This window comes from Verrucomicrobiia bacterium (assembly GCA_023953615.1).
Lineage (GTDB): Bacteria > Verrucomicrobiota > Verrucomicrobiia > Limisphaerales > JADLHS01 > JADLHS01.
The window spans coordinates 290116-302287 of the sequence record JAMLJH010000001.1; the positions used below are offsets into that span (position 1 = coordinate 290116).

A 12172-nucleotide genomic window follows, 5' to 3' on the forward strand; every position below is an offset into this window, starting at 1 on the left:
CGCCTGGCATCGTGGCCAAAATCAGCGCCATCAGGGAAACAAAGGTAACCGCTTGTTGCCAGAGGACACGAGGCTGCCAGCACTTTGAGAGTTGCGAATACCTGCACCCGCGAAGCGTCGGCCTGCCCGAAAATTGTCGTCGAGCTTCGGCTTGGGTGCGAGGATGTATTCAATCCGCCGCGGCGCGTGGAGTGAGTCCATGCGAGCAGATTAGAAGCGAGTAGCGGGAAAGTCAAAAGGCTGTTGGCTGACGGATCAAATTCGTGGCGGAGTGGCCATGACGGGAGGGGCCGCGACAACTGGCAGTAACGATCCCGCTGCGACATTAACCGCCTGGAGGGCCGTGGCCCGGAACTGCTCGCCCATCCGCTTCCGGGCCAGAAAATAAAATACCCAGTTCTTGGTCAGCGAAAGCGCCATGGGCACCAAGGTGGTGACCAGCGCATAAAGCTCCAATCGCCTCGTGCCGCCACTTGACCAGCCGGTTAGCACCAGCGTCAGGCTCATCAAAATGCCCGCGCCAAAAGAAATCGCCAGCGACGGAATGACCTGCACAAAGAGGAGCGTTTTTAACGTGGCGGCCAGACTGTTGCGCGACACCAAACCCATCCAAAAGCCAAACCAGGTCAGCGCGATTAAGTTCGTTATCCAGACGACAACTCCGCCCAGCGCGAGAAGGCCGCGAACCGTCGAGCCGGACAGCAGGGAAAACGTCAGACTCGATGCGGCCGTCAGGGGCGCGATCGGATTCGTGAAGCCAACGACTAATAAGACCAGAAAAATAGCGGTGATCGGCAGACCGAAGATTCGCAATAATCCGCGCCAGGCGGTCGGCGCCACTTTTGTGAAATCCAGCGGGGCAACCAACAGCAGTTCGATCCAACGCGCGCCGCGTAATTCCGCAAACAAATGGCAGGCGAGCGACGCCACCCAGAGGCTTAACGCGAGGGGGATCAGTTGCAATATCAGAACCGCGGACAACCCACTCATCACGGAATTACTGCTCTGCTGGGCATAAACCCAGCCGCCCAACAGTATCAATGCGCCCAGCCACAACCACAGCGCCTGCCCGCGCCGCCGTCCGACGAGCCATAGAATCGGACTGCTTTCCAGCCAACTGGTGGACGCGCGAAATCGCCGACGCAACGCGCCTGCCAGCCACCCGCTCCGCCGCATTCCCACATCGGCAGAACGCGCGCCGCGCCGCTCCCGCCACGTTCGTGAAATTAAAAAGCAGGTCGTGGCAAACAATCCCCACGTCAGCCCCTGGCTGACCAGGAGGCTCGGCCAAAACAAGTTCGAATTACTGCTGGCTGATGAGAAGACAAAAAATGGGCTGATCAAAGACCATCGCGGAGTAAACAAACGGGTCTGCGCATACGCCCACCAGCCATCAATCGCAAAGCCCGCTGTCAACAGCACGAACAGCAACGCCAGCGTTCCGAACAACGCTTTTTGTGGATGCCGACTCAATGCCGACACCAACAACCCGCAAATCAGCGAAAAAATCAAGGTATGCGTCAGCGCCAGCATCACGCGCCAGAAGGTGCTCCCCGCCACACCGCCCAGCAATTGAGTGGCGGCAAAAATTGGAAAAATGGCCAGAACCGGAAAAATTGACCGACACGACGTCGCCAGCAATTTGCCGAAGACCACGTCGTAACCGCGCAGGTTGGTCAGGAACAACAACCCCAAAGTGCCCTCGCGCTTTTCCTCGCTTAATGCGTCGGCGGTAAAAAACGCACCCACCAGCGAGGCCGCAATCACCGACATCCAGGTTAACGTCCCAAACAGCACCCGCCCGATGTGCATGCCGACTCCGCCGGGCACCACGGCCAGCAGAACATACAGACCGCACCCCATCAGCAGCGCCACCAACGCCGCCGCCAGACGCAACCAGAACGTCGCGCGGCGCTGCGCCGCCAGGCGCAACTCGCGTTCGACAATCGGCAGGAAAGTCATGGGGCGTGATTTAACCAACCCATTGCGCCACGGCAAGACCGCAGTTCAAGTCTTCCGCTCTTCAATGTCGGCCTAACGCGCGATGAAAATCTCGAAACCACCAACCAACGCGCCAGCGTCTTGGGCAGCGGTAGTTCTCAGCCGCTTTTCTCTGTCCGATTTTCAGCGGGCCGGGTACTGTTTCATGAGTGAACAACCAGACCGACCAACAACTGCTGCGCGCGTATGTTTCGCACCGCTCGGAAGCCGCGTTTACCGAACTGGTGCGCCGCCACATTGACCTGGTTTACTCCACGGCCCTGCGTCACCTCGGGGATGCGTTCCGCGCTGAAGACGTGGCCCAGGCCACCTTCGCGGCACTGGCGCAAAACGCCCGACGATTGACCCCACGCCCCATTCTCTCGGGCTGGTTGCACACCACCGCGCATCACCTCGCCATTAAAACCATCCGCACCGACGCGCGCCGCCAACAGCGGGAAAAGGAGGCCGTCACGATGAATGAATTCACCCACGCTCCCGCCGCAGTCTCGTGGCAGGAAATCGCCCCGCACCTCGATGCGCTCATCGGCAAGCTGGCTGAATCGGAACGCGACGCAATTCTGCTCCGTTACTTTGAAAAGAAGAGCGCGACGGAAATGGCCGAGCGTCTGCACATCAGCGCGGAAGCGGCGCAAAAGCGGGTGAATCGCGCCGTCGAGAAGCTGCGCGATCTGTTCAGCAAACACGGCATCAATATCGGCTCGGGAGGGCTGGGCCTTTTGATTTCCACCCATGCCGTACAAACCGCGCCGGCGGGTTTGGCGCTCACCATTTCGAGTGTCGCGCTCGCTGGAACGGCTGCAACCACTTCAACCCTTATCACCGCCACTAAAACCATGGCCATGACTACTCTGCAAAAAACTCTCGTTACCACCACTGTCGCCGTGCTCGCCGGAGTGGGCCTTTACGAAGCCAAGCAAGTTCACGATGCCCGCGCCGAAGTGCAGACGCTCCGGCAACAGCAAGCGCTATTGGAAGAACAAGTTCAAAGCCTGCAAAAGGACAACGGATCGTTGACGGATCGCATTTCCCAACTGGGAGCGGAATCCGTGGAGCAAAACGGAAACTCACTCGAACTGCTTCGGTTGCGCGGCGCAGTCACGCGCCTGCGCAACGAAAATGCTGAATTGGCGGAACAGCTGGAAGACTGGGAGCACTTTCAGTCGATTCAGTCGAATATCTCTACCGTCCTGTCGAATACTCCCCCCGTCCGGACTTTTACTTCCTTTGGGACCGCCTCATTGAACTGGGACAAAACGCTCGTCACTGGAGGCTGGAAAACTCCATCGGGAAAGCGGGCCATCGCCCTGATAACCGCGCAGCCTGGCGACGACTCCGGTCAGCTCTCGATTAAAACCAAGTTCCTGGAATACACCGAAGCCGCCGGCGAAGAATCCGGCTTGGCGCGGTTCAATTTTGACGTTTTCGACTTCAGCAAAATCGGCTCCAGCCCGAAGGTGCATACCGTAGCAACCGATCAACTCCGTACGATGTTGGAATACGCGGAACGTACCGAGGGAATCAAGCTGCTTGCAGCGCCTGAAGGAACGGCCCCGATCGGACGGCATGTACAATTTCAAGAAGTGGGAGCGGGCAAGATCGCCTCGGGGGAGGTATATTACACCGGTCCAATACTGGACTTTATTCCTACCGTCGCTCCGGATGGACGTTCGGTCACCATCGAATTCAACACGCAATTAAACTATCGGATACCGTTCGTCACTCCATCACCAGAGTCGGAAAGTTCACCCTAGCGGCGCTCAATGTTGGCGACGAAGAAGGGTTTGGGTATCGGTTTATTCACGCGAAAATTACGAACTCTCAAAACCGGGACACCTCCAAGCGCCGTAGGCGCGACATCTCTGTAGTGACCGGAGGTCATAACGGTCCAAGCTCCGTTAGGAGCGGCATAGTCGACGAATCACCCGCTAATCGGTTTGAAGATGTAACGTTGGTCGTATTCCACCTCGAACTTGTCCAGCAAGGCCTTGTACTCGTCGAGAAACGATTTCTTCACGTGATGTTTCTCCTGATCCTCGATGTAACGAATTACCGCTCCGAGTTGCGAGCGGGAATAGGAAAACGCGCCGAATCCTTCCTGCCACGAAAACCGCCCCATCACCCAACGCTTCGCGTTGATGAAGCGGGAAGAGTTCGCCTTGATGTCGCGCACCAGTTCTGAAAGTGCGGCGTCGGGGCGCAAGCCAACAAGCAGATGCAAATGGTCCGGCATATTGTTTATCGCAATCAACTTGTGCCGCTGCGCAGAGACGATGCCGGTGATGTATTTCTGCAACTCGTCGTTGTGTTCGGGGGCGATGAGGTTTTGACGTCCTTCCACGGCGAACACGACTTGAATGTAGATTTGGGTGTAGGTGTTGGCCATGTGCAGAGGATGCCGCTCCTGACGGAGCTTGGAAATCTTAATCATCTCGATTCTACAAAGATGGCGCACCTACGGTGCTTGAGATCTGCATCCGGCTATTGGGAAACAATTCGACGGAGGTGCATTCTAGCTAAGTCGCTCCGCTCCAAACTCGCACTGTATGACGCAATCCTGTTGGGATAGGTCGGTGGCGGAAAAGATTTTCGCACGCACTTATCTTTCGGCGTTCAAACCGCCTTCGCCGCGATGTCCCGGCGAAAATGCGCGCCTTCAAATTGAATACATTCCACCGCGGCGTACGCCGCCGCCTGCGCGGCGCGCAAATCTTTGCCGAGCGCCGTCACGCCGAGAACCCGCCCGCCGTTTGTCACGATCTGTCCGTCCCGCGACGCCGTGCCGGCATGGAACACTTTGGTCTTCGGCAGGCGATTCGCCGCATCCAATCCGCTGATGACTTTGCCCTTTGCGTAGCTGCCGGGATAACCGCCGCTGGCCATGATGACGCAAACGCTGGCCTCCGGTTTCCAATTCAATTCGTGTCGCGCCAACGTGCCGTTCGCGCTGGCGTCGAGCAATTCCAGCAGATCGTTTTCCAAACGGGTCAAATAAACCTGCGTTTCCGGATCGCCAAAGCGGGCGTTGAATTCCAAAACCTTGGGCCCGTTCCGCGTCAGCATGAGGCCCGGATATAAGATGCCGCGAAAATCAATCCCCTCCGCCGCGCAACCGCGCAGGAAGGGATCGAGAATCTGCCGCGCGGTGTCGGCCAGTTGCGCGTCGGTGAGAAATGGCGCGGGTGAATAGGTGCCCATGCCGCCGGTGTTCAAACCTTGATCGCCGTCGAGCGCGCGTTTGTGGTCTTGCGACGTGGGAAAGAGTTTCGCCGTCGTGCCGTCGCACAACGCGTGCAGGGAAACTTCGATGCCTTCGAGAAATTCTTGAATCACGACACGCGCGCCCGCCGCACCGAACGCGCGATTCACCATGATTTCGTCCACGGCTTGCCCGGCCTCAGACTGATTCGCACAGATCAAAACGCCTTTGCCGAGCGCGAGACCGTCCGCCTTCACCACGCACTTACCCAGCGCCGCCGCGAACTTCTTGGCGGCAACCGCGTCGTCAAAAGTGCCGGCGGCAGCGGTCGGGATGCCGTATTTCTCCATGAATTGTTGCGAGAAAACTTTCGACGCCTCAAACTGCGCGGCCTTTTGGTTCACGCCCCAAATTTTCAAACCGTGCTGCTGGAACAAATCCACGACGCCCAGCGCAAGCGGATTGTCCGGTCCGACCACGGTGAAATCAACCCGCTGCTCCTGCGCGAACGCCAGCAATCGGGGCAGATCCTCCGCGCCGAGATTGACCGCTTCCACCGCGCGATCGCTCGCGGCGAGGCGCTCCAACGCGACGCCCGCGTTCCCCGGGGCGCACCACATCCGCGTGACGTGAGGTGATTGGGCGAGTTTCCAAACCAAGGCGTGTTCACGACCGCCCGAACCGATGACCAGAAGTTTCATGGTGGCGCAGATTGAAGCAGTCGCCCGCGTGGAGTTCAAGACCCAGACGCGCCTTCGATTAGATTTTCCCATTCTGATTGCGAAATAACTTGTGACGCCGCCAGCCCCCCCAGCATGCTGGCGACATCGGCAATCAATGCGGGATTTTACCAAGTCATCCGCCCCCCACCGCAAGCAGAGTGACGGTCAGAAATCGGGGTTGCTCATAGAGCCAAAATTCATGGATAAATTTACCGCTGTATTCGCGGCCAAATGCATCATTGGTCGCGTCATCGTGCCAAGCAATTGGTCGCCACTCTGGGATCGTCTCCGCCGACCCAAAATCCGGGGCAAATCCGCGGATGACGCCCAACTCAAACTCTACGGCCAGCTCCTGCCGAACGGTTTTCTGAATTACGGCTACAGCGACGATCCGACCCGCCCGCCCGAACGAATGTGCGTTTATGACATTGAACAAGCCCAACTGCGTTACGCCACCCGGCTCGCGGACCTGATTGTGGATCGGGAGACTGGCATCCTTGATTCCGGTTGCGGCATGGGCGGTTTGACCGCAGTGCTGCTGCAACGCGGCTTGAAGCCCACCGCGTTGACGCCCAATCGCACCCAGATCAAACACATCCGTTCGACTTACCCGCAAGTGCCGTTGCTCGAAGGCAAGCTGGAACAAATCCCGTTGCCCGAAAGCCGGCACGCCTTTGGCACGATTATCACCTCGGAATCCTTTCAATACGTCAACCTGGCCCAAGGACTGGCGGTCATTGACCAGATTCTTCGTCCCGGCGGCCGCTGGATTTTGTGCGACTATTTCCGCAGCGCCACCAGCACGCACCGCTCCGGGCATCAATGGAGCGAATTCACCACGGCGTTACAACAAAACGGCTGGCGCATCACCCATCACGAAGACATCACCGCCAATGTGTTGCCCACCATCGCCTTTGTTCACATGTGGGCCCAACGGGTGGGCCTGCCCGTGGCGCAATTCGCCACCGACCGTTTGGAACGCAAACGCCCCGCCCTGCACTACGTCCTGCAAGACTTGATCCTCAAGGCACGCGAACAACTCCAGGGCCACCTGGACATCGTGGATCCGATTATCTTTGCCCGGGAAAAGAAATATCTGACGCTGGTGATTGAACGGATCCGCGATGCGCGTTGAACGAGGCCACCGCGTCCAAGTCACATCATTCCACCAATTCGGGCTTCCAAACGAGCGCCATAATTATGGAAGTAAAATCATCGTAGTATTCAATCGCGTGTTGATTGCAGTAAGCGAGGCGCAAACGCCGGACTTTTCGCAACAAGGGCAGGTCTTCCTCCTTCAAAACAACGACCGCATCCCTTTCTCCGTCGGAAACTTTTTCAACCAGGTTGTTGAAGGTTTCCCAATTCCCCGCCCCGGCGTCCTGAAATGACTTGAGATACTCCGCGCGGGTCACTTTGGGGGTTCCTTTCCTCGGTTTAATGCTTTGCGGTTTGGCCAGCGCGCTTTTGATGATTTTACGCCCGGTCTTCGAGACTGTGTTCAAATCAACTTTTTTCAATTCCTGCAACGCTTCCGGGGTGGCGAGCCGCGCCAGAATTGCCAGCATCGCCTCGCGATTTTTGTCGGTCGGATCAGCGCTAAGTTTCAACAGCACCGGGAGCGCCTTTGATTCTTCCATGCAGCCCAGCAAAAAGAGCGCCCCGGCCTCGCGCGTCACCTCGTAAGCACCGTGTTCCGGCAGGAAGTATCTCGCCTCGGGATAATTCAGCCAGCGGAGTACGCCTGCTGATACATCATGTCCTTCAACCGCGCGATCCGAAAGCGTTTCAACCCACATCCGCAGGTTGACATCTTCCAAATCCACGTCCAAAAACGCGCGAACCTGAATTATCTTTGCGGTCTCGGAAGGATCAAGTTTCACCAACAGATTGCCGCCATCAAAACGAAACCAAGCATCGGCATTGGTCGCTTCCAGCGCGCTCCGCAAGCAGGGCAGCAGCTCTTTGGGGTTCGCTTCCACCGTGCGCCAAACTTTATCCATCGCATCGGATTTTACACTCCGTTGAGCTTTATCGAGCTTTGATGGTTTGAAATCGTAAGTAGAACGAACCGTCGCCTGAAATTCGGCGCAGTTGTTTTGCGCCGAAGCAATGGATGAACAGACAACCAACAAACCGAATAGTTGTCGAATTCGTGTTCGCATTTTAAGTCCTTTCTATTTATTCCACCCGCGCCTCGCCATTACCTTTGACGACTTCGCCGATGAGCCAAGCCTTGTGCTTTTGCGCCTTGATGAATTTCAGCGCGGCGTCCGCCTGGTCCGCCGCGACGAGGGCGACCATGCCGATGCCCATGTTGAAGACTTGATACAATTCCTCATCCGGCACACCGCTCTGCTGCTCGATGAGCTGGAAGATGGGCAGCATGTCCCACGAACCTTTCTTGATGACGACATCGAGCGTCTCCGGCAGCACGCGCGGGATATTGTCCACGAAACCACCACCAGTGATGTGGGCAAAGGCCCGGATTGCCGATTGCCGATTGCCGATTGCCGATTTGTTAAAACGCGCGAGCAGCTTTTGAACAAGCGGGCCGTAGCTCACATGAACCTTCAAGAGTTCTTCACCGAGCGTGAGCTTCGAGCCGGGGATGCGGCTGAAGGTTTTCAGCTTCAATTGCTCGAAGAAAATTTTGCGCGCGAGCGAATAACCGTTCGTGTGCAGTCCGCTGGATTCAATGCCGATGACGACGTCACCGCGCCGGATGGTTTTCGGGCCGTTGAGCATGCGGGATTTCTCCACCACGCCAACGATCGTCCCGCTCACATCGTATTCACCGGGTTGATAAAAACCGGGCATCTGCGCGGTTTCGCCGCCGATAAGCGCGCAGTGATTTTCCGCGCAGGCGCGGGCAAAGCCCTTGATGATTTCAGTGAAGACGTGCGGCTCAAGTTTGCCCGTGCCGAGGTAATCGAGAAAGAACAGCGGTTCGGCGCCGATGACCGCGATGTCGTTGACGCAATGGTTCACCAAATCAGCGCCAATCGTGTCATGCCGATCCAAGGCGAACGCGAGTTTCAGTTTTGTCCCGACGCCATCCACGCTGCTGACGAGAATCGGTTCGCGATATTTCTTCACGTCGAGCGCGAACAAACCGCCGAAGCCGCCCACCTTCCCCAGCACTTCCCGGCGGTGCGTGCTGGCGAGCAATCGCGGCAGCGTGGCTTTGACTTTATTCCCGAGGTCAATGTCAACGCCGGCAGCGGCGTAGGCTTTCTGTTTCATGCGCCGGCAAGTTAAGCAACTCTCGCCGTCCCAGGCGAGATGAAAGCCACGGTTGCCGCGCAACTTTTCTCCCATTGCTTTTTTCCATTGGTTATGGCAGGCAGATACTCATAAATTGCGTTATGTTCTGGCGTCTCATTTTAGGAGTCTCGCTGCTCGCCAACCTCGGGCTGGCCTTGTGGTGGTATCACGCCAGTTCGCCCGCCGCCGTGCCCCCGACCGCGGCGCCAGTGGCCACCGAATCCATCAACGTAACCAACTCCCGCACCGCGGTCATTGTGCGGCCACAATTCTTCTCCTGGCAGGAATTGGAATCATCGAACTACGCCACCTACCTGAAAAACCTGCGGGCGATTGGTTGTCCGGAAGAAACCATCCGCGACATTCTGCTGGCGGACGTGAATCAGATGTTACGCGAAAAATATTTATCTGGTTTCACCGCCCCCAAAGCCAATCCCCGCTGGTGGACCAATTTTCGCGCCAACGATGGGGGGCGCGATGAACAAGCCTCGGTCACCAATTTTCTGGAAGAGCGCAACACCATCATGACGCAGTTATTCGGGGCGGGCTGGCAAAAAGATTATGGGCGCGATCCGTCAGCAACTCACCCGCCAAGCAATCAAGTTCTCGCCACTCTGGAAGCCGACAGCAGCTTGCGAAATTTAACCGCTGATCAGAAGCAACTCGTGGTTCAAGTATTGTCGTCAACGGCCGATTCGGAACTGGAAAGTCTCGCCGCAGTTCAAGCGGCCGAATCGTCCGATTGGGCCGCGCTCAGCACCGCGCTTAGTCCCGACCAGTTGGAACTGGTTAAATTGCACTTCTCAAGCTGGGCGGAACAGCTTCGTGAAAAATTGGACGGTCTGTTCGGATTCGACACGCAGCCGGAAGAGTTTCGCAGCATCTACCGCAACACCGCTGACCTTCAGACGCGCCTGGCGGCGTTGGCCGGGCAAAGTGATGATGCGGCTAATGACGAGCGCGCCGCTCTCGACACCGAACTCGAAACCGCCATCCGCAACTCGTTGACCCCGGCGCGCTACGAGCTTTACGTCCGGCTGAACGATCCCGCTTATGTTTCCGCAATGTATGAAGTCAAAGCCAGTGAGCGCAACGTGACCCCGGACACATTGGCGTTGATTTATGCCATTAAACGGGAACAAAACGCCGAACAACAGCGCATCGAGAATGACCCGACCCTGACCCATTCCCAACGAGAAATCGAATTGAAACAACTGGAACTGGACCAGCTCAAAGCGGTCACTCTGGCGTACGGCGATGAACTTCCTCCCGAACCTGAAACATCCACTCCGCCAAAACCCGAACCGATGAAAAGCCACAACGTCCGTCCGGGTGAAGGCTTGAATCAAATCGCCGACACCTACGGCGTGGCCCCGGAGGTTTTGCGCGCGGCCAATCCCAATCTGAATTTCGACCACCTCCCCGCCGGCACCAAAATCAATGTGCCGTTGCGCTATCTCTATCCGTTACCCCCGTGAGTCATGCGCGCGGTAATTCAACGCGTCAGTGGCGCCACCGTCAGCATCGCCGGGCAGGTGCGCGGCGAGATTGGTCCCGGCCTGCTGGTGTTGCTGGCCATCGCCGAGGATGACACCACCGCGGACGGCGAATGGTTGGCGGGTAAGATCGTGCGCCTGCGGATTTTTCCCGATGCCGCCGGTTTGATGAATTGCTCCGTAAGCGAGATGGAGGGTGAAATTCTCCTGATCAGTCAGTTCACACTTTTTGCCAGCACCCGGAAAGGCAACCGTCCTTCCTTCATTCGCTCGGCCCGACCCGAAGTGGCCATTCCGCTTTACGAACAATTCCAAACCAGGCTGGCCCAGCAACTGGGAAAAGCGGTGGCCACCGGTGAATTCGGCGCCGAAATGCAAGTGAACCTGACCAACGACGGCCCCGTCACCATCATCATTGATTCAAAACAGCGGGAGTGAGACTCTGCGAGGGCCGCTACGGTGGCGGGCTGGCTCAATTGAGCGACGCTCAGAAGAAACCGTTCCGCTTTATCGGTAATTGCGGTAGACCCGCTCCAAGTACTTTTCACCGGCGCCGATCGGAACGAACAATGGATCACGTTGCGAACCATCATCTCCAGATTCTTCCTTGAACAAATCCCAAGCTAACCAACGCGCTTCATCGCCGTGGGTAAATGAATCAATCCATTCTGAGATCTCGCGGCGTGACTTTGTCGCGAGATCCACCCTATTCCAAAATCGTAAAAACATAATTTGACGATTTGAAGCCGGCGAATTCAGAAAAAGTTCACTCAGTAATTCCGAAGCTTGCCTTCGGTTCAAATCAATCGGGCGTTGGTATGTAATGGATTCTATGGCATCAAGCTGATTGGCAGTAGCGGGCTGGTCATAATAAGCAGTCTTGCGCGCTTCGGTAATCTGCGAGCGGTATTCCTTTGGAAGAACGCGTTCAATTGCGAGCTGAACCTCAAAAATCTCTTCTTCAGTAATTTTTCCGTCCGCACAAATGCGAATCATCAGATCTACCATGAATCTTACTGCGGGCACTTCTAGATGGATATGGCTATTCAGCCACTCCGTGAGCTTTTGAAGTTCCTCGTACTCGAGTACTCCATCAGACGCAATGCCAACCAGTAAGACGACAAATTCTTCAATCTCTGGCATTTTGAGTTGCGCACGGGTCAGAGTGATTCGTCTCGAGGAGGCCGCGCCGCTTTGCGCGTAAAACTCATGCGAACACGAATCACACGTAATAAAGGCGCTTTCTTGACCTTCTTCAACTCGCATCACTATCTTACATTTCGGACAACGCTGTAACATATTCAATGCTTTCCACGAAGAAACCGCGTCGTGGAATTACTTAAGGTCTGCACAAAATTCGGCTCACAAGAAACTACTACGCCGATTTAATCTCGGTGACAAGTTTGCTTTTCACTGCGGGTCTATTCGGTTTTTCTTCAACATTGACACCGGGCGCACCATTGGAACGATCGTATTATCGAACACAG

At 56.5% G+C, this 12172-nt stretch carries 10 protein-coding genes; 4 read left to right on the forward strand and 6 right to left on the reverse strand.

Annotation, left to right across the window (positions count from 1 at the left end):
- Positions 1 to 255: 255 nt before the first annotated feature.
- Entirely contained in the window at positions 256 to 1962 is a 1707-nt protein-coding gene (locus tag M9920_01150) for an ABC transporter permease (GenBank protein MCO5050896.1), read from the reverse strand.
- A gap of 188 nt (positions 1963 to 2150) precedes the next feature.
- Between M9920_01150 and M9920_01155 the strand changes: the two genes are divergently transcribed.
- Positions 2151 to 3755 carry a sigma-70 family RNA polymerase sigma factor gene (locus tag M9920_01155; protein MCO5050897.1) on the forward strand — a complete coding sequence of 535 codons (1605 nt, stop codon included), beginning with the start codon at positions 2151 to 2153 and terminating at the stop codon, positions 3753 to 3755.
- 167 nt (positions 3756 to 3922) lie between these two features.
- Here the strand turns inward: M9920_01155 and tnpA are convergent, their stop codons facing one another.
- Entirely contained in the window at positions 3923 to 4387 is a 465-nt protein-coding gene (tnpA, locus tag M9920_01160) for an IS200/IS605 family transposase (protein ID MCO5050898.1), read from the reverse strand.
- Between the two features lie 227 nt (positions 4388 to 4614).
- Positions 4615 to 5901, reverse strand: a complete 1287-nt coding sequence (gene purD, locus M9920_01165) for a phosphoribosylamine--glycine ligase (protein ID MCO5050899.1) — start codon at positions 5899 to 5901, stop codon at positions 4615 to 4617.
- A 220-nt stretch (positions 5902 to 6121) separates the two neighbouring features.
- Between purD and M9920_01170 the strand changes: the two genes are divergently transcribed.
- Complete coding sequence (locus M9920_01170) at positions 6122 to 7057, forward strand: methyltransferase domain-containing protein (protein MCO5050900.1); 936 nt, start codon at positions 6122 to 6124, stop codon at positions 7055 to 7057.
- 25 nt (positions 7058 to 7082) lie between these two features.
- Here M9920_01170 and M9920_01175 read toward each other — a convergent pair whose 3' ends face one another.
- The gene (locus M9920_01175) at positions 7083 to 8087 is read right to left on the reverse strand and encodes a hypothetical protein (protein ID MCO5050901.1); all 1005 of its coding nucleotides are present in this window, start codon (positions 8085 to 8087) and stop codon (positions 7083 to 7085) included.
- A gap of 16 nt (positions 8088 to 8103) precedes the next feature.
- On the reverse strand, positions 8104 to 9168 hold the full coding sequence (gene purM, locus M9920_01180) for a phosphoribosylformylglycinamidine cyclo-ligase (protein ID MCO5050902.1): 1065 nt from the start codon (positions 9166 to 9168) through the stop codon (positions 8104 to 8106).
- Between the two features lie 122 nt (positions 9169 to 9290).
- Here purM and M9920_01185 point away from each other — a divergent pair, with 122 nt between their 5' ends.
- Positions 9291 to 10667, forward strand: coding sequence for a LysM peptidoglycan-binding domain-containing protein (locus M9920_01185; protein MCO5050903.1), 1377 nt, complete (start codon positions 9291 to 9293; stop codon positions 10665 to 10667).
- Positions 10668 to 10670: 3 nt separating this feature from the next.
- Positions 10671 to 11123, forward strand: a complete 453-nt coding sequence (dtd, locus tag M9920_01190; protein MCO5050904.1) for a D-aminoacyl-tRNA deacylase — start codon at positions 10671 to 10673, stop codon at positions 11121 to 11123.
- A gap of 69 nt (positions 11124 to 11192) precedes the next feature.
- Here dtd and M9920_01195 read toward each other — a convergent pair whose 3' ends face one another.
- Positions 11193 to 11951, reverse strand: a complete 759-nt coding sequence (locus tag M9920_01195) for a hypothetical protein (GenBank protein MCO5050905.1) — start codon at positions 11949 to 11951, stop codon at positions 11193 to 11195.
- Between the last annotated feature and the right edge of the window lie 221 nt (positions 11952 to 12172).

Coding starts and splice junctions, on each gene's coding strand:
- M9920_01150 (MCO5050896.1), bottom strand. CDS start 1,962: ATGACTTTCCTGCCGATTGTCGAACGCGAGTTGCGCCTGGCGGCGCAG.
- tnpA (MCO5050898.1), bottom strand. CDS start 4,387: ATGGCCAACACCTACACCCAAATCTACATTCAAGTCGTGTTCGCCGTG.
- purD (MCO5050899.1), bottom strand. CDS start 5,901: ATGAAACTTCTGGTCATCGGTTCGGGCGGTCGTGAACACGCCTTGGTT.
- M9920_01170 (MCO5050900.1), top strand. CDS start 6,122: ATGGATAAATTTACCGCTGTATTCGCGGCCAAATGCATCATTGGTCGC.
- M9920_01175 (MCO5050901.1), bottom strand. CDS start 8,087: ATGCGAACACGAATTCGACAACTATTCGGTTTGTTGGTTGTCTGTTCA.
- purM (MCO5050902.1), bottom strand. CDS start 9,168: ATGAAACAGAAAGCCTACGCCGCTGCCGGCGTTGACATTGACCTCGGG.
- M9920_01185 (MCO5050903.1), top strand. CDS start 9,291: ATGTTCTGGCGTCTCATTTTAGGAGTCTCGCTGCTCGCCAACCTCGGG.
- dtd (MCO5050904.1), top strand. CDS start 10,671: ATGCGCGCGGTAATTCAACGCGTCAGTGGCGCCACCGTCAGCATCGCC.
- M9920_01195 (MCO5050905.1), bottom strand. CDS start 11,951: ATGCGAGTTGAAGAAGGTCAAGAAAGCGCCTTTATTACGTGTGATTCG.